Origin of the sequence: Nocardia sp. SSK8 (assembly GCF_037034205.1) — a bacterium.
Lineage (GTDB): Bacteria > Actinomycetota > Actinomycetes > Mycobacteriales > Mycobacteriaceae > Nocardia.
Window position 1 is genome coordinate 178,700 of the sequence record NZ_JBAGKD010000009.1, and the last position, 16,914, is coordinate 195,613.

A 16,914-nucleotide genomic window follows, 5' to 3' on the forward strand; every position below is an offset into this window, starting at 1 on the left:
AACTCGATCGTTCGCAGCCTAGTTGGCCTCGGCCGGGAACGCGCCGAGTCCACGGCACCCGGTGTGGCCGGGATGGGTCATACCGCTGGTGCGTTGGTGTCGGCCCAGCGGGTGAGATCGCCACGATCGAGGGCGGTGGCCAGCAGGTCGGGGAACTTGTCCGGGGTGCAGGCGAAGGCCGGGATGCCCAGGGCGGCCAGGGCCGCCGCGTTGTCGCGGTCGTAAGCCGGGGCGCCCTCGTCGGAGAGCGCGAGCAGCACCACCACCTGCACCCCCGCCTCCTTCATCGCGTTCATCCGGCGCAGCATCTCCTCGCGCACCCCGCCCTCGTACAGGTCGGAGATCAGCACGAACAGGCTGTCGGTGGGCCGGGTGATCAGCGACTGCGAGTAGGCGATGGCGCGATTGATATCGGTGCCGCCGCCGAGCTGGGTGCCGAACAGCACGTCCACCGGGTCGCTGAGCTGCTCGGTGAGATCGACGATCTCGGTGTCGAACACCACCAGCGAGGTCTTCAGCGAGCGCATCGAGGCCAGCACCGCCCCGAATACCGAGGCGTAGACGACGCTGGCCGCCATCGACCCCGATTGGTCGATCGCCAGCACCACATCCCGCTGAATCGCCTGCGCCTTGCGGCCGTAGCCGACCAGTCGTTCGGGCACCACGGTGCGCTGTTCGGGCAGGTAGTTGGCGAGGTTCTTGCGGATGGTGCGATCGAAGTCGATATCGCGCAGTTTCGGCCGGTGCGTGCGCGCGGCCCGGTTGATCGCGCCGGACACCGCGGCCACCGTCTTGGCCGCGATGCGCCGCTCGATCTCGCGCACCACCTTCTCCACCACCATTCGGGCGGTGGCCTTGGTGGTCTCGGGCATCACCCGGTTGAGGCCGAGCAGCGTACCCACCAGGTGCACATCGGGTTCCACCGATTCCAGCAGCTCGGGTTCGAGCAGCAGCTGGGTCAGGTGCAGGCGCTCCACCGCGTCACGCTGCATCACCTCGACCACCGTCGCCGGGAAATACGTGCGGATATCGCCCAGCCAGCGCGCGACCCGCGGCGCCGAACCGCCCAGTCCGCCGGACCGTTTCGGCGAACCGCTCGCCTCGCCGGTGTTGTAGAGCGCGGCCAGTGCCTGATCCATCGCCTGGTCGGCACCGCCGGACAGCCCACCGAGCTGTTCCTCGGCGGCTGTGCCGAGCACGAGCCGCCAGCGGCGCGACTGGGTTTCGTCGAGGTCGGTCATGCGGTGTGCTCCTGGTGGTCTTGCGGGGAAGCGGTGCGTGCGGGGCGCCGCTGGTCCGGTGGCTGCGACGCCGGTCGCGGCGCTGTCCCGCGGGGCCTGCCGGGCGGGCGGGGCCGGAGGCGTGTCGGCGCGGGGCGGTTCGGTGCAGTGAACCGGGCGGGGCACGGCCTGCCACGGTGGGGTGGGCTCGGTGCTCGGTCACCTTGGCGGGTATCGGTGGGCCGGGACGGTGACGTGCCAGCGGGAACCCGGTGGCGAGTGCGGAGGCGGCGCGCGCTCGGGGTGGTCATCCGGCGGCGGCGAGGATCGTGGCGGCGGCGAGCAGCGCCTGCTGTCCACGTTCGTGGTCGAAGGCGGTGGTGCCCGGCGCGGTGGGCGTGGTGGTTCCGGTGTCGCGCAGGGCCTGGCCGATGGCGCGGCGTTCGCCGGATTCGAAGGAGCCGAAGGTGCGGCGCAGCAGCGGGAGGGTGGCGACGAACTGGTCTTCGGCCAGTTCGCGCAGCCATTCGTCGATGCGGCGCAGTAGTTCCCGGTCGTGTACGAGCAGCAGGCCGCGGCCGCCGAGGAAGCCGTCGATCCAGGCGGCCTTGGCGGCGGGGGTGTTGCCGACGGACAGGGCCGCGGCCAGGCGGCGCGCGGAATCGGCGTCGTCGATGCGTTCGGCATCGCAGAGCAGGCGGACCGCGCGGCCCGCGATGGCGCCGTGCACATCGTCGCGATCGGCGATGCGCTGGAGGGTGGCCAGCCATTCGGCGGTGGTGTGGTCGTCGTCGCGGGTGCTGATCGCGGTGTGCGCGGCGTCGATCTGGGCGCGCAGCGCCTCGGCGGCGTCGGTGTCGAGGCCGGTGACCGCGCCGGGCAGACCGGCGCAGATCCGCACCAGCAGACCGTCGGCCACGTGCGCCAGCGCCTTGGTGTCGGTGCCGCGTACATCGCCGTAGCGCAGGGTCCGGGTGAGGCCGGGCAGGGCGGTGAGCAGGTGGGTGACATCGTGGTCGAGGGCGGCGGCCGCCTCCAGCCGGGTGATCAGCCCGTCGGTGGCGCCGCCGAGATCGGCCAGCAGGGCCAGCTCGAGCGCCTCGGCCAGCGCGGCGACGGTGACATCGTCGCGGGCGGCGGTGTCGAGGATCTTGGCCTCGGCCGCCGTGCGCAGCGTCGTACCCCAGACCGCGGCCTCGACGATGCGGACCTCGAATTCCGGTTCCCAGCGCAGCGCCCAGGTCTCCCGGAAGGTGCCGGTACTGCGGGTCTCGCCGACGGTCGGGGTGCCCCACTCGATGCCGAGCAGCCGGAGCCGGTGCAGCAGGTGCGAGCGTTCCACATCGCGTTCCTTGCGCAGGTCAAGATCGACCGTGCGGGCGAGCGCCTCCTGCTTGAGCCGCAGCGTCTTGATCCGGGCGCGCAGGTCGGCGGCCAGCGGCACGGTCGGGGTGTCCTCGGGGACGCCGCCCAGGGTCTCGCCGACCACGAGTTCGTCGATCACCAGCCGCAGCATGGTCTCGTCGCCACCACACATCACCGACCGCACGGCCTCGGTCACCTCGGACAACCCCGCCAGCGGCCGCCCGCGCAAGGCGGCCATGGTGTCGGCCAACCGCACCGCTTCGATGATGTGCGCGCTCGACACCGGCAGATCATGGGCCCGCAGCACCCCGGCGACCTTGGTGAGCCACCGCGCCACCGGCCGCTCGGTCTCGCTGAACAGATGGTGGTACCAGCCCGGAGAGGTGACGCCCGCGCCGCACCCCGACCCGGCGGCCAGCCGCGAATGCGTCCACGGCACCCAGGTCAGCGCCGCCTTGGTCTTCGGCAACCCCTTGAGCAGCCGCGCATCCGGCGCGGCGGGCCCGAGCGGCCCGGTGAGCGCGGGCGCGTGCCACGCACCGCACACCACGGCCAACCGCGTGGCCCCACCCTTGAGCACCTGCCGCATGGTCTGCCGCATGTGCGCCTCACGCCGCAGGGTGTGCTGGTCGACGACCAGCGGCGCGAATCCGTCTGCCGCCGAGGCATTCTCGCCTTCGTGAGCCATCGCCGGACCGGCGAGCTCACCGGGAGATTCCGCGGTCGCCGGTTCCAGGTCCGAACGATCGGCGTGGGTAGTCGCCGACTGGTCGCGATGCCCGTGGGCGACCGAGGTCGCCGAAGGACCGGTGCCATCGGTGGCATCCGCACCCCGATACGAGTGTGCGGTATCGCTGGCGGGTGGTGTCGCCGAGCCGGTCCCGGCCGCAGGGTCCGGTGGCGCCGGAGTCGTCGGTTCGGGCCGGGAGGCCGGGCTGGTCGCGGAGTCCGGGGAGGTGCGGGCGTCCTCGCGCAGGGCGGCCATGGCTTCGGTGATGGCGTCGAAAGCGGTGCTGTCGGGGACGGATTCGACCACCGCGTCCCACCAGCGTTCGGCGTCGTCGTAGCCCGCGGCGGCGGCCAGGGTGCCGAGGGGGTCGGTGCGGTCGCCGCGGTCGGCCTCGTCGGCGGCGAGGACCTGAGACGCGGGCAGGTCGCAGAAACGGACCGGCACGGCGTGGTCGACGCCGTAGCGCATGGCCTGCCACTCCGGGGAGAACACCGCGAAGGGCCAGAACGCCGCGCGGGCGGGCGAATCCGGTACGTAGGCCAGCAGGGCGACCGGTGGGGTCATGGTGTCGGCGGCGACGAACCCGACCAGCGGGTCGGCATCCGACGGACCCTCGATGAGGATCGCGTCCGGGCGGAACTCCTCGAGCGCTTGCCGCAAGGACCGGGCGGAGCCGGGACCGTGATGCCGGATGCCGAACACCCGCGTCACCGGCGCCGCCGTGCCGTGATCCGCACCGGCTGTGGCGGGAGTGCCCGCGTCGAGTGGCGTACCGGCGTCATCGGATGTCCGGTTGGTGGTTGCCCGGCGGGTGGTGCCGCCGTCTGTGTGTTCACTCATCGATACCCCATAGTGCTGTGCGGTCCGTCCTCCCCGGCGGTGTGCGGGTCAGCCGGCGATCTCGCGGCAGGCGCGGTAGAAGTCGGCCCAGTCGGGGCGTTCGCGGACGACGGCCTCGAGGTATTCGGTCCAGATCACCGAGTCGGCGACCGGGTCCTTGATCACCGAGCCGAGCACGGCACCGGCGATATCGGAGGCGCGCAGCACGCCGTCGCCGAAGTGCGCGGACAGGGCGAGGCCGTTGGTGATCACCGAGATCGCCTCGGCGGTGGAGAGGGTGCCCGAGGGGGACTTGAGCTTGGTCCGGCCGTCGGCGGTGATGCCCGAGCGCAGTTCACGGAAGACCCGGACCACCCGGCGCACCTCCTCGGCGGCCGCGGGCACGGTGGGCAGTTCCAGCGCGGCGCCGAGCTGTTCGACGCGGCGGCTCACGATGGCCACCTCGGAGTCCTCGTCGGCGGGCAGCGGGAGCACCACCGTGTTGAAGCGGCGGCGCAGGGCCGAGGACAGATCGTTGACGCCCCGGTCACGGTCGTTGGCGGTGGCGATCACATTGAAGCCCTTGGCGGCCTGCACTTCCGCGCCGAGCTCGGGCACCGGCAGCGTCTTCTCCGAGAGCACCGTGATGAGCGCGTCCTGCACATCCGACGGGATACGGGTGAGTTCCTCGATGCGGGCGATGGCGCCGGTGCGCATGGCGGTCATCACCGGCGACGGGACCAGCGCGGCATCGCTGGGGCCCTCGGCGAGCAGGCGCGCGTAATTCCAGCCGTACCGGATGGCCTCCTCGGCGGTGCCGGAGGTGCCCTGCACCAGCAGGGTCGACTCGCCGCTCACGGCCGCCGAGAGATGTTCCGACACCCAGGTTTTCGCGGTGCCGGGCACCCCGAGCAGCAGCAGTGCGCGATCGGTGGCCAGGGTCGCGACGGCGACCTCCATGAGCCGGCGCGGGCCGACGTACTTGGGCGTGATCACCGTGCCGTCGTCGAGGGTGCCACCCAGGACATAGGTGACCACGGCCCACGGCGACAGCTTCCACGACGGGGGTCGCGGGCGGTCGTCGAGGCGGGCCAGTGCGGCCAGTTCGTCGGCGAAGGCCTGTTCGGCGTGCGGGCGCAGCAGGGTGGTGGTGGCTTCGGCAGTGGTCATCGGAGCTCCTCGAGCATGGTCGCGCGGTCGGTGAGATCGTGGGCGAGTCGGTGGAAGGCCTGGTGCCAGGCCGGATCGTCGGTCGAGTCGGCCAGCGCGGTGACGCGTCCGGCCAGGGTGACGGGCAGGTGCACACCCGCCGCGGTGAGCAGGGCGCGATCGGCGTAGACGCCGGCGTTCGCGTGGGGTTGCCGGGCGGTGGTGCGGGCACGTTCGCCGAGCAATCGGAGGAGATGCCCCGCGACCGTGTCCGGCCAGGGGTGGTCCAGGCCGGGCAGGATCGCGTGCAGTTCGGTGAGCTGATGGGCGTCCAGCTCGAGGATGTGCGCGATCCGGTCGTCGCGGTCGAGCAGGGTGAACAGTTCGCGGCGGCGCAGGACGGCCTGTTCGGTCGGGGTCGCGCGCCCGAAGAGCTCGCGGGCCCAGACGCTGTCGCCCGCCGCCAGTGCCGCGTCGACCCAGCCGTCGACGATCACCTTGGCGTAGCGCGCGGGCAGCGAGATCGACAGGGCGGCGGCCGCCGTCTCCGCGCCGGTTCCGGTGCCGAGGATGCCCGCCCAGGCAGGCAGCGGCGTCGCGGCGATCACCTGGTGCAGGGTCTTCAGCCGGGCATCGCCGGTGTCCCAGCGCAGTTTCGGCTGATCGGTGCTGTCGGTGATGCCGTCCCGGTGGGCCGCGGCGTCGACCTCGACGGGCACGTCGACGACCAGCGCGCCGTCCGCACCCACCCGGACCCACGCCGCCAACCGCGCCGTCATCCGGGCGCCGTACGCCGAACCCGGCAGCCGCACCAGCAGTTCCGCCGCCGTGCGCCGCACATCCCCACGCCGATCGTCGAGCCCGCGCTCGAGCAACGACTCGTCGCTCGTGCTCAACCCGATCCGCACCAGCTCGAGCAGTTCGGCTTTGACCGGTCCGGACTCCTTCGACCACGCGGCATCGAGGACCGCGAGCGCCGCGGCCGCATCCGAACGGCGCAGCTCCCGGAACCAGTCCTTGCGCTCACCCGGCGTGCCGAACAGCCAGATGTCGTGGCCCACCGGCACCGCGTCGGACGTGGTCGGCGAGCCGTCGGGCTGCGGTGCACCAGCCGTCGAGGACGACTCTGTGCCGGATTTTGTGTTCGGTTCAGGGCTGGTGGACTGCCCGACCGGCTCGGCCTGAGCGGTGACGGTGCCCGCAGGGGTACTGGTCGCCGCTTCGAGAGCACCGCGGTCGATGGGGAACTCGTCGACCAGCTTGGCCCACGCGGGATTCCGCGCGGCCAGCCAGCGACCGCGCCGTCCGGCGAGCCGCAGGAGATTGCCGCGCAGTGATGTGTCGGCCGCCGCGGCCGAGAGTGCCTGCACACACAGCACATCCGGCAGCCGGAAGTCGAAAGGCGCGGCGGTGGCGAACCATTCGGGCAGGAAGGGTGACTTCTCGGTGAGCAGGCGGCTGAGCCGGGCGGCGGGCAGACGCGGCAGCAAGGGACGCGGATCATCCAGGGCGGGAGCGGGTTTGGGCGCGGTGCCAGGAAGGCGGCCCGCGCGCAGGTAGAGGTCATGGAGCGCGACCGTGTCGAGCAGGCGGGTGGCGGGTTCCCCGGCGTGCCGCGGGAGCGCGGTGGCGACCGCGGAATCGAGATGGATCCCGTCGACACCGCGCCGGGCGGTGCCCATCAACGCGACCGAAACCAGCTCGGCCAGTGCGGGAGTCGCGGGGGTGACGGTGGGGAACTCGGTCTCGAGATCGCTCACCACACCGGCGCTGAGTACCGAGATCGGATCGAAGCCCTCCGCGCCCCATTCGCCTGTCACCGTCACCGGATGACCACCCGCCACGGCCACCAGCCGCCACGGCCGCACCCCGGCGGGCAGCGGCAGCGCCACCCCGTCGGCGTCGACGAGCTGCCAGCCGTGTTCGTCGAGCACCGGCACCACCTCGGCCAGGACGGCGGGCCAGGACCGCAGCCATGGGTCCTGCCCGAGCGCGGCGGCGTAGGAGTCGAGCGCGTCATCGATCGTCGTGCCGCCGATCGCGGGAACCGTGGTAAACGGTTCCGGGACGCCGTGGCGGGTGCCGAGATGTGCGCGCAGCGGCGCCGGACCGGGGTAGAAGTGCAGCTCGGCGTCGATCTCGCTGCCCGGCGCGGGTACCTCGCCGGTGAAATTCGGGGAGCCGAAGGAATGCTCGATGAGCAGGGCCCAGCGGCCGCTGCTCCGCCCGCGCAGCCAGGTGCGGCGGGTGTGCAACCGTTCCTCCTCGCCCACCCGCATCCCGAGCACCGACCAGCGGTCCCGCACCGCGGGCTCGGTCAGCACCGACTCCGCCGCGACGGGATAGCCGACCTGCGTGCGTACGCCCGCCTGGAGCGGTTCGGGCAGCGCGTCCAGCGAGTGGTGTGCCCGCACCAGCAGGTGCAGCCGGGCGTACTCGCGCAGCAGCACCTCGGGCCAGTGCTCGGTGGTCACCACCGCGGCGGGCAGCCTGCGCAGGGCCTCGGCGATGCGCGGGGCCTGCGCGTCCACCATGCGGGCCGCGATGGTCTCGTAGGCCGCGAAGGAACGATCCGCCTGGGCCAGCCCGGTGCGGATCTGATCGGTGAGCCACACGTCGAGCTCGGTGAGGCCCGCCGACACCCGCGTACGCCGTTGCTCGACGGTTGCCTGTGCGGGCACCTTCGCCGCCTTGGGCTTGGCGGGCGCGGCCGCCTTCGCCGCGCGACCGGCTAGCCACTCCGCCGCGAAATCGGCGGGTTCGGCCGCCACCGGCACCGTGCCGCCCGCCCAGCCGAGCAGCAGCGACAGCGCGTGCTTGCAGGGGAACTTACGGCTCGGGCACGAGCATTTGTACGCCGGACCCGCCAGATCGACCACGGTCTGATACGGCTTGGACCCGCTGCCCTGGCACAGCCCCCACACCGCGGTGGCCGCGGTGCCGGTCTCGCGCCAGCGACCGGCCAGCTTGCGCGCGGCAGTCAGCGAGCTCGCGTCGGGTGCGAGAGCGCGGACCTGATCCTCGGTCCACGGCGTGTGTCCATCGGTCATCGGTTCCCCCGTTCTGTGTCGCCGAAATATCTACCGGAGCACACCGACAACTTTCGGTCCGAGCGGAGAAAGACCTGGAAAACGTTGGTGCGATGGCGGATTCGCGCGACCGGACTTGCCATGAACAACAATGTCTGGCATTCTGACCTGTTCGGCACGCCCGGACCGCCCGCACCGCTCACCGGAGCGTATCGCGGGTGAGAGCACCTCATCGAGCTGCCCGCCGGGGTGGGCGAGGGGTGGACATCGAGGGCCCGCCGCGGCGCCACGATGGCCATTCCACTCCCGCGGGCAGATTCGCTGGGGCCCAAGGCATCCCCTGGGCGAACGCCCGGCGATCGGGTAGCGTTCCGGGCAGGGACTCGGCACCGGGCAACCAGGTCGCCGCACGGCGCGCGGGCGCGAAGGGGGTTGTCGGAAGTGTGCTCCGATCGGATCGCCGAGGTGGTCGCGCGCGAGCTCGCCGCCGATCCGGCTGTGGAGGACCGGGTCGGCGAATGCGTGCTCGCCGCGCTCACCGAGCATGAGGGCGAGCGGCCCGCGGAGGCGGGCGATACCGGGGTGTTCCTGCGCGCCATCACGGTGCACGGCTTCCGTGGCATCGGCCCGACGGCCACCCTGCGGCTGAATCCCGGCCCCGGTCTCACGCTGGTGGTCGGCCGTAACGGCAGCGGGAAATCCAGCTTCGCCGAGGCCGCCGAATTCGCGCTGACCGGGGGAAACCGCCGCTGGGACGGCCGGTCAACGGCCTGGCGGGAGGGTTGGCGCAATCTGCACGAGCCCGAGCTGGCGCGGATCGAGGTGGATCTGCTCACCGCGGGCGACGAACCGGACCGCACCATCGCGACGTACTGGGCGCCCGGCGCCGAACTGGCCGACGCGCGCTGGACCGAGCGCCGGGGTAGCGCCGCGCCGGTGCCGATGGACCCGCGCAGCACGCGCAGGCGCCTGGACCTCTACCGCCCGTTCCTGTCCTACAGCGAGCTGGGCAGCCTCGTCGACGGCAAGCCGAGCGACCTGTTCGACGCCCTGCACCGCCTGCTCGGCCTCGACGAACTGGCCGCCGCCGCGGAACGCATCCGGGTGCGCAAGCTGGAACTCGATCGCGCCGTGAAGGATTCGCGCCAGTCGAAGGCCGACCTGCTCGCCGACCTCGACGCGGTCGACGACGAACGCGCCCGCCGCGTCGCCCAACTCCTGCGCGCCCCCGAACCCGACCTGGACGCGGTGGCGGCCGAGGTCGCTGGCTCGACCCTGGGCGCCGACGACCTGCGCGCCCTGCTGCGCCTGACCCTGCCCGACCCGGCCGAGGTCGCCGCGGCCACCGACCGGCTCGCCGAGGCCACCACCGACCTGACCCGGCACGCCACCACCGATGCCGAAGCCGACCTGCGCGTCCTCGACCTGCTCATCCGGGCCCGCGACCACGCCACCGCGAGCGGCACCTGCCCCTGCCCGGTCTGCGGCCGCGGCGACCTCGACGCCGCCTGGCTCACCGCCGCCGACGCCGAGATCACCCACCGCGGCACCCAACTCGCTGCCCTCCGCGCGGCCCGCGCCGAATACGACACCGCCCTCACCGCCGCCCGCACCCTCCCCACCCCGCCCCCGATAGCGCCGCCCGGGCCGGAGTCCACCGAGCCCGCCGGGCCGCAGCCGATCGGGTCGGCCGCGCCGGAACCGACCGGGCCGACCGGGCTGGAGCTGACCAGGCCGGAGTCGACCAGGCCGACCGGGCCGGGGTCGACCGCAGATGGCGCGGCGCGTGGGCAGACGCCGGGTTCGGCGGTCGGCGGTACCGCGAGCGGCTCGGCGACCGCCGCCGGGTCCTCGCGGCCACCGGTGGCGCCGGTCGTGGGCGACGAGCACCCGGGCACCGGCTTTCTGGGCGGCCGCGTCGAGATCGTGCGGCGGAACTGGGCGGCTTGGGCCGCGCTCGCGAGCGCCGAACCCGGGGATGACCTGGCCGAGCGTCTGCGGGCGACCTACGCGAGCCTCGCGGCCGAACTGGCGGTCCTGCACGAGCAGGCGCGGGCGGAATTGAAACGGCACGACGCGGTGTGGTCGCCGCTGGTGCCACGGATTCTGGCCTGGCTCGATCCCGCGCGGGCCGTTTCGGTCGACGCCGACGAACTGCGGGTGGTGAAGAAGGCCGCCGACTGGCTCAAGTCGGCGACCGCGACCATCCGGGGTGAGCGGATGCGGCCGCTGGAGAGCACCGCGCGCTGGGTGTGGAGCACGCTGCGCCAGCAGAGCAATGTGGAGCTTGGCGCGATCCGGTTGCAGGGCAGCGCGGGCACGGCGCGGCGGGTGCTGCTCGATGTGACCGTCGACGAGGTGGACGGCGCGGCGCTGGGTGTGATGAGCCAGGGTGAGCTGCACGCGCTCGGGCTCTCGCTGTTCCTGCCCCGGGCGACGGTGGCGCACAGCCCCTTCCGCTTCGTGATGATCGACGACCCGGTGCAGGCCATGGACCCCGCCAAGGTCGACGGGCTCGCGCGGGTGCTGGCCGAGGTGGCCGCGACCCGGCAGGTGGTGGTGTTCACCCACGACGAGCGCCTGGCCGAGGCGGTGCGGCGGATGCAGCTCGACGCCACCGTGCTCGAGGTGCAGCGCCGCGACCGCTCGCTGGTGGAGGTGCGCGTCACCGGCGACCCGGTGCGCCGCTACCTCGACGACGCCCGCTCGCTGGTCCGCACGCCCCAGCTGCCCCCGGCCATCGCCGACGAACTGGTCGCCACCTGCTGCCGCTCGGCCATCGAGGCGGCCGGGCTGGCCAAGGCCCGCCACGAACTGCTCGCCCGCGGCCTCGACCACGCCGAGGTGGAACGGCGCGTGCGCAACGCGCACACCACCCGCGCCATGATCACCCTGGCCCTCATGGGCCCCGGCGCCCGCGTCGACGACCTGAACAAGCACCTCAGCGCGGTCGGCGGCCGCTGGCTGGTCGGCGTCCTGCGCGACGCCACCGCGGGCGCCCACGTCCCCATCGACCGCCCGATGCGCGAATTGATCAGCGACACCGAACGTTTCATCACCTGGCTGCGCGCCCACGAACCGGCCCCGGCCCGCGCATGAGCGGCGGGACCCACCGCGCCCGCCCGCGTCGACCGGCGCGGGCGAAATTCACCCCGCGGCCGTCGGTGGCCGAGCGGCTCGACGCGGCCGAACACCTGCTGGCGGGGGCGGTGCCGGACGCGGGTGGGGTGTGGTCGCGGGCGGTGGCGTGGATTCTGCGGCTCGCGCTCGAGCAGGCCGTCGACGAGCTGTGGGCGCAGATCGCGCCGGAACTCATGCGCTGCCCGATGCGCGCCCAGCTGCTGGCGCTGCGCGTCTACGCCGGGCCGGAGACCGCCGGTGAGGTGGGCGCGCTGTGGGCGGCCCTGTCGCGGGCGGCCCACCACCTCGACTACGAGATGGCGCCCAGCGTCACCGATCTGGGCCGCTGGCGCGAACAGACCGCCGCCATGGCCGCCGCCCTCGCGCTGGTCCCCCTTGCCCACCAACCGTTCGGCTGAGGCCGGTCGGCGGCCGAGTACGACGCGCCGGGTGCCCACCTCGACCAGCGACCGGTCGAGGTACGGCGTCGGCTGGCGCCACGATCCGGCAGGATGACCCCGTGGCTGATCCGAAACCGTGTCCGTGCCGTCGCGGCGAACCGTTCGACCTGTGCTGCGGCCCCATCCTGGCGGGCGAGCGGGCGGCGCCGACCGCCGAGACCCTGATGCGCTCGCGCTACACCGCCTACGTCGTCGGTGATGTCGACTACCTGCTCCGGTCCTGGCATCCGGGCACCCGCCCCGCGAGTCTGGACCTGGACGACGATCAGCGCTGGCTGTTCCTGGAGATCGTCCGGACCGAGCGCGGCGGGCCGTTCGACGACAACGGCACCGTGGAGTTCGTGGCCCACTACAAGCTGGACGGGCGGCGCGACAGCATGCACGAGGTCAGCACCTTCGTGCGCGACGACGGCGCGTGGGTGTACCTGGACGGCACGTTCCAGGGCTGAGACATCCGGGGAGGATACTGCGTAGATGCCCCGGATCACGATCGAATACTGCACCCAATGCCACTGGCTGCTGCGCGCGAGCTGGATGGCACAGGAACTGCTGAGCACCTTCGCCACCGAGCTCGGTGAGGTGGCGCTGATCCCCGGTGTGGGCGGCGTCTTCCGCATCACCCTCGACGGGGAGCAGATATGGGAGCGCAAGGCCGACGGCGGCTTCCCCGATATCGTCGTGCTCAAACAGCGGGTCCGCGACCACGTTGCCCCGGACCGCGACCTCGGCCACCTGGATCACCGCAACCGCTGACGGCTCTCAGCAGCACCCGCCGCCACCGCAGCAGCCGCCCCCGGCGGGCCGCGGTGCTGGCGCGGGCGCGGAACCGCGTCCCACCGCCGCGAAGGTGGTGAGCAGTTTGACGGTGTCCTCGTGCCCCGCCGGGCACGACGCCGGATCCGACGACTGTGCCATCGGACGGCTGACCTCGAACGTATCGCCGCACGAGCGGCACCGGAAGCTGTAGTTCGGCATCGGCCCAGTGTAGGCACCGGGTTGGGATCACCGTGCGCTGAAGCCTTCGCCGCGCCCGCCGCGCTCCGTACCGTGATCGGTCTGAATGACGGCGAGGTGTGGCACATGACGAACAGCAGTGCGGGGGCGGTTCTGCGGGCGGTGCTCGCACTGGGCTCGGCGCCGCGCAGCATCGTGGCCAAACGGGCGGGGGTGTCCCCGGCGACGGTGACCTGCCAGAGCCGGGCGCTGCTCGACGCCGGGCTGCTGGTCGAGCTGCCCGAGACCGCCGGACCCGGTGGAGTCGGGCGCCCGCACAGCCCGATCGCGCTCGACAGCGCGGGCAATGCGGTGCTGGCGGTGCACATCGCGGCTGCGCAGAGCACCGTCGCGGTGGTCGACATCGCGGGCACGGTGCTGCACTCCGAACAGCTCCCGCATCGCACCCTGGCCCCCTACGACATCCTCGACACCGCGATCGAGCGGGTCGGGGCGGTGGCCGACGGCCTCGCCGACGGCATCCGGGTGCGCGGCCTCGGGGTGGCGATCGGCGGCCGGGTCGACACCACCACCGGCTCGGTCGTGGACCACTCGTACCTGCGCTGGCGCGACATCCCGGTGCGCGAGTACTTCGCCACCCGCACGGGTCTGCCGGTGAGCGTGGACAGCCACACCCGCGCCCTCATGCACGCCGAACAGCTCTACGGCCATCTGCGCGCCACCACCAGCTCGATCGTGCTGTTTGTCGGCAATGTCATCGACGCGGCCTTCGCCGTGCACGGCCGGGTGCACTACGGCCCGCACTCCGGTGCCGGGTCGGTGGCCCGCTTGCTCAGTGCGACAGCCGGTCCCACCCTGCTGGCCGACCTGGGCGATCAGGCGCTGCTGAGCCGCGCGGGTGGAAACCACGCGACCGTGCCGGACCTCATCGAGGCCGCCGCCGCGGGCGGGCCCGAGCGCGCGCTGTTCCTCGAGCGCGCCACGGCGATGGGCGCGGTCGCCGCCGCCCTGATCGACCTGCTCGACCCCGAGGCACTGGTCCTGGTGGACCGGGCCCTCGGTCGCGTCGCCGGGCTGCGTGCGGCCTATGACGAGGCGGTGCGCGCGCATTCGGTGATCGGCGCCGACCCGGCCGAGGTGATCGTGGAATCGGCCTTCCCCGGCCGCGTGCTGGTGATGTCGGCCGCCGCGGTGGTCCTGCACGAGCTGTTCCGGGACCCGCTGGCATCGGTGTCCGCGCAAGCGGTTTGATTCGTGGTTATTTTAAGGCGGTCGAATATTGACCGGAATGGGCCCGGAAAGCGACAGTTATCGGCATGAACAAAATGCACACCGGCGACGTCCGGGAAATTCCGGGCCTGCGGTGTTGTCGCGGTTCGAATTCAGCTGACACCATTCCGTCGATTCGATCCGAGAAATCATCATGCGTAAAACCATTCGTCGAATAGCTCTGCTCGCCGCGGCCACCTCGCTGCTGGCGGTGTCCTGCGCGACCGGCGACGAGGACACCTCCGCCCTCACCGCCCCGCTGCCCACCACGGTCCCGCCGGGCGTCGCGCTGACCGTCGCGGCCAATACCGCCCGGGTAGCGCTGGAAGCCTCCGGCGAACTCGGCAAGCTGCCGTTCACGGTGTCGTCGTGGCCCGCGGTCTCCGCCGGACCCGACGTGATCCAGGCCTTCCGCGGCGGGTCGGTCGACCTGGCCACCAACGCGGGCATCCCGCCGATCCACGCCCACGCCACCGGATTCGACGCCAAGATCGTCGGCGTCAAGGTGCGCACGACGCCGCTGTACAAGCTGGCCACCGCGCCCGGTTCCGGCATCAACACCCTCGATGACCTGCGCGGCAAGAAGATCGCCTTCTCGCCAGGGCAGGCACAGGGCCTGGTGGTGCTGCGCACCCTCGCGGCCGCGGGCATCCGCACCGACGAGGTGCAGCTGGTCGAGATCACCGGCCCGAAGTTCCTCACCGCGCTGCAGGCCAAGGAGATCGACGTCGCCCCGCTGGGCGAGCCGACCCTGACCAAGTACCTCGACAAGTACGCCGCCGAGGGCGCGACCGCGGTCGCCACCCCGGCGGTCGACGCGCTGAGCGTGCTGTGGGCCCCCACCTCGGTGCTGCGCGACGACAGCAAGGCCGCGGCCGTCGCCGAATTCGTGAAATTCTGGGCGCGCGGCGAAGTATGGGCCTGGGAACACCCCGACGAATGGATCGACGCGTACTACGTGAAGGACCAGTCGGTGTCGGTGGCCGACGGTAAGCGCATTCTGACCACGGTGGAACAGCCGTATTTCCCGGAGAATTGGGACGAGGCCATCGCCTGGGAACAGGAAACGATCGATCTGGTGACGAGTGCCGGCTTCTTCGGTAAGTCGTTCGACGCCGCCGACCTGTTCGACCGGCGTTTCGAGAAGATCGCCTTCGATGCGGTGTCGGCGCCCTATCGCAACAAGGGGGCGTGATGACCATCGCCCTGCCGCGCACCGCGGCCCCGGCCGGTGCGCCCGCCGCCGACGGCTTCGTCGAACGGCGGGCCTTGCGCAGGCTCGGCTTGCGCAAGGCCCTGCCCGCCGCCCGCCTCTTCGGCGTGGTGCTGATCCTGGGCGCCTGGGCGGGCGGCGCCCTGCTCGGGCTGATCGACCCGCGCAAACTCTCCGCCCCCTGGACGGTCCTGCAGACCGGCTGGGACCTCACGGTGAACGGCCCGCTGCTGGCCAATCTCGGTGTCTCGCTGCAACGCGCGATGCTCGGCCTGGTGATCGGTGTGCTGATCGGCACCACCCTCGCGGTGATCGCCGGGCTGTCCCGGCTGGGCGAATCGATCATCGACGGCCCGGTCCAGATCAAACGCGCCATCCCGACCCTGGGCCTGATCCCGCTGATGATCCTGTGGCTGGGCATCGGCGAGCAGTTCAAGGTCGTGCTCATCACCCTCGGCGTGATCGTGCACATGTACATCCAGACCCACGCCTCGCTCACCACGATCGACCAGAAACTGGTGGAACTGTCCGAGGTGCAGGGGGTGTCGCGGGCGGAGTTCATCCGCAGCGTGGTGATCCCCGGCTCACTGCCCGGCTTCTTCCTCGGGTTGCGGCTCTCGGTGACCAGCGCGTGGCTGGTGCTGATCGTGGTCGAGACGGTCAACGCGACCGACGGCCTCGGCAAGATGATGACCAACGCCCAGAACTACGGACAGGCCGATGTGATCCTGGTCGGCCTGGTGGTCTACGGCGTCTTCGGCCTGATCTCGGACTCGGCGATCCGGCTGCTGGAACGAAAGGTGCTGTCATGGCGACGCACGATCGCGGGGTGACCGAGGCGAAGGTCGCCGGGGTGGCCGTGCGCGGACTGACCCGCAGGTTCGGTGACCGGGCGGTGCTCGACTCCATCGACTTGACCATTCCGGCGGGCCAGTTCGTCGCCCTGCTCGGGCGCAGTGGCTCGGGCAAGAGCACGCTGCTGCGGGCCCTGGCCGGGCTCGACTACGACGTCGACGGCGATGGCACCCTGCGTGTGCCCGCGAAAACCTCGGTGGTGTTCCAGGATTCGCGGCTGCTGCCCTGGCAGCGGGTGCTGCCCAATGTGCTCTACGGGCAGCCGCGCACCCGGCGGCCCGCCGCCGAGCAGGTGCTGGCCGAGGTCGGCCTGGCCGGACGCGAACGGGCCTGGCCCAGCGAACTCTCCGGCGGTGAGCAGCAGCGGGTCTCGCTGGCCCGCTCGCTGGTCGGCGAGCCCGACCTGCTGCTGGCCGACGAACCCTTCGGCGCGCTCGACGCGCTCACCCGGATCAAGATGCACGCGCTGCTGCGGGATCTGATCGCCCGGCACCGGCCGACCGTCCTGCTGGTCACCCACGATGTCGACGAGGCGGTCGCGCTGGCCGACCGGGTGCTCGTGCTCGACGAGGGCAAGCTGTCCGTGGACCTCCTCGTCGATCTGCCCGGCGGCCGCGACGCGAGTCTGCCCGCCTTCCAGCGCGTCCGGCGCACCCTGCTCACCGCGCTCGGTGTCGCCGACGACGTCATCCTCGAACCCGCCACCGTCGCCTGATCTCTCGACGGCGCG

At 72.2% G+C, this 16,914-nt stretch carries 13 protein-coding genes; 8 read left to right on the forward strand and 5 right to left on the reverse strand.

What is annotated here, in order from left to right; genetic code table 11:
* Positions 1-77 precede the first annotated feature (77 nt).
* From WA675_RS18635 to WA675_RS18650, 4 genes are all read right to left on the reverse strand, one after another.
* Positions 78-1,241 carry a VWA domain-containing protein gene (locus WA675_RS18635; RefSeq protein WP_336085869.1) on the reverse strand — a complete coding sequence of 388 codons (1,164 nt, stop codon included), beginning with the start codon at positions 1,239-1,241 and terminating at the stop codon, positions 78-80.
* A gap of 286 nt (positions 1,242-1,527) precedes the next feature.
* Complete coding sequence (locus tag WA675_RS18640; protein ID WP_336085870.1) at positions 1,528-4,155, reverse strand: DUF5682 family protein; 2,628 nt, start codon at positions 4,153-4,155, stop codon at positions 1,528-1,530.
* 48 nt (positions 4,156-4,203) lie between these two features.
* Positions 4,204-5,304, reverse strand: a complete 1,101-nt coding sequence (locus WA675_RS18645; RefSeq protein WP_336085871.1) for an ATP-binding protein — start codon at positions 5,302-5,304, stop codon at positions 4,204-4,206.
* A complete protein-coding gene (locus WA675_RS18650) occupies positions 5,301-8,333 on the reverse strand; it encodes an SWIM zinc finger family protein (protein ID WP_336085872.1) in 3,033 nt (1,010 codons plus the stop codon). Before WA675_RS18650 ends, WA675_RS18645 begins: the two co-directional genes overlap by 4 nt.
* Positions 8,334-8,753: 420 nt before the next feature.
* Between WA675_RS18650 and WA675_RS18655 the strand changes: the two genes are divergently transcribed.
* The 4 genes from WA675_RS18655 to WA675_RS18670 all read left to right on the forward strand — a co-directional run bounded on the left by WA675_RS18655 (position 8,754) and on the right by WA675_RS18670 (position 12,646).
* Positions 8,754-11,411 (forward strand): AAA family ATPase, encoded by a 2,658-nt coding sequence (locus tag WA675_RS18655; RefSeq protein ID WP_336085873.1) that lies wholly within the window; start codon positions 8,754-8,756, stop codon positions 11,409-11,411.
* Positions 11,408-11,851, forward strand: a complete 444-nt coding sequence (locus WA675_RS18660; protein WP_336085874.1) for a hypothetical protein — start codon at positions 11,408-11,410, stop codon at positions 11,849-11,851. The genes WA675_RS18655 and WA675_RS18660 overlap by 4 nt, the downstream gene beginning before the upstream one ends.
* Positions 11,852-11,952: 101 nt before the next feature.
* Positions 11,953-12,342 carry a YchJ family protein gene (locus WA675_RS18665; RefSeq protein ID WP_336085875.1) on the forward strand — a complete coding sequence of 130 codons (390 nt, stop codon included), beginning with the start codon at positions 11,953-11,955 and terminating at the stop codon, positions 12,340-12,342.
* A gap of 25 nt (positions 12,343-12,367) precedes the next feature.
* Positions 12,368-12,646, forward strand: coding sequence for a SelT/SelW/SelH family protein (locus tag WA675_RS18670; protein WP_336085877.1), 279 nt, complete (start codon positions 12,368-12,370; stop codon positions 12,644-12,646).
* Between the two features lie 6 nt (positions 12,647-12,652).
* Here WA675_RS18670 and WA675_RS18675 read toward each other — a convergent pair whose 3' ends face one another.
* Positions 12,653-12,868: an FmdB family zinc ribbon protein gene (locus tag WA675_RS18675; protein ID WP_336085878.1), complete on the reverse strand. Its 216-nt coding sequence runs from the start codon at positions 12,866-12,868 to the stop codon at positions 12,653-12,655.
* 105 nt (positions 12,869-12,973) lie between these two features.
* On the opposite strand from WA675_RS18675, the gene WA675_RS18680 reads away from it, so the two are divergent.
* The 4 genes from WA675_RS18680 (at position 12,974) to WA675_RS18695 (ending at position 16,899) form a co-directional block, all read left to right on the forward strand.
* Positions 12,974-14,098, forward strand: a complete 1,125-nt coding sequence (locus WA675_RS18680) for an ROK family protein (RefSeq protein ID WP_336085879.1) — start codon at positions 12,974-12,976, stop codon at positions 14,096-14,098.
* A gap of 172 nt (positions 14,099-14,270) precedes the next feature.
* Positions 14,271-15,311, forward strand: a complete 1,041-nt coding sequence (locus WA675_RS18685) for an ABC transporter substrate-binding protein (RefSeq protein ID WP_336085880.1) — start codon at positions 14,271-14,273, stop codon at positions 15,309-15,311.
* On the forward strand, positions 15,311-16,162 hold the full coding sequence (locus tag WA675_RS18690; protein WP_336085882.1) for an ABC transporter permease: 852 nt from the start codon (positions 15,311-15,313) through the stop codon (positions 16,160-16,162). The genes WA675_RS18685 and WA675_RS18690 overlap by 1 nt, the downstream gene beginning before the upstream one ends.
* Positions 16,138-16,899 (forward strand): ABC transporter ATP-binding protein, encoded by a 762-nt coding sequence (locus WA675_RS18695; protein WP_336085883.1) that lies wholly within the window; start codon positions 16,138-16,140, stop codon positions 16,897-16,899. Before WA675_RS18690 ends, WA675_RS18695 begins: the two co-directional genes overlap by 25 nt.
* Positions 16,900-16,914: the final 15 nt, after the last annotated feature.

Coding starts and splice junctions, on each gene's coding strand:
- WA675_RS18690 (WP_336085882.1), top strand. CDS start 15,311: ATGACCATCGCCCTGCCGCGCACCGCGGCCCCGGCCGGTGCGCCCGCC.
- WA675_RS18660 (WP_336085874.1), top strand. CDS start 11,408: ATGAGCGGCGGGACCCACCGCGCCCGCCCGCGTCGACCGGCGCGGGCG.
- WA675_RS18640 (WP_336085870.1), bottom strand. CDS start 4,155: ATGAGTGAACACACAGACGGCGGCACCACCCGCCGGGCAACCACCAAC.
- WA675_RS18670 (WP_336085877.1), top strand. CDS start 12,368: ATGCCCCGGATCACGATCGAATACTGCACCCAATGCCACTGGCTGCTG.
- WA675_RS18635 (WP_336085869.1), bottom strand. CDS start 1,241: ATGACCGACCTCGACGAAACCCAGTCGCGCCGCTGGCGGCTCGTGCTC.
- WA675_RS18695 (WP_336085883.1), top strand. CDS start 16,138: ATGGCGACGCACGATCGCGGGGTGACCGAGGCGAAGGTCGCCGGGGTG.
- WA675_RS18680 (WP_336085879.1), top strand. CDS start 12,974: ATGACGAACAGCAGTGCGGGGGCGGTTCTGCGGGCGGTGCTCGCACTG.
- WA675_RS18645 (WP_336085871.1), bottom strand. CDS start 5,304: ATGACCACTGCCGAAGCCACCACCACCCTGCTGCGCCCGCACGCCGAA.
- WA675_RS18685 (WP_336085880.1), top strand. CDS start 14,271: ATGCGTAAAACCATTCGTCGAATAGCTCTGCTCGCCGCGGCCACCTCG.
- WA675_RS18675 (WP_336085878.1), bottom strand. CDS start 12,868: ATGCCGAACTACAGCTTCCGGTGCCGCTCGTGCGGCGATACGTTCGAG.
- WA675_RS18650 (WP_336085872.1), bottom strand. CDS start 8,333: ATGACCGATGGACACACGCCGTGGACCGAGGATCAGGTCCGCGCTCTC.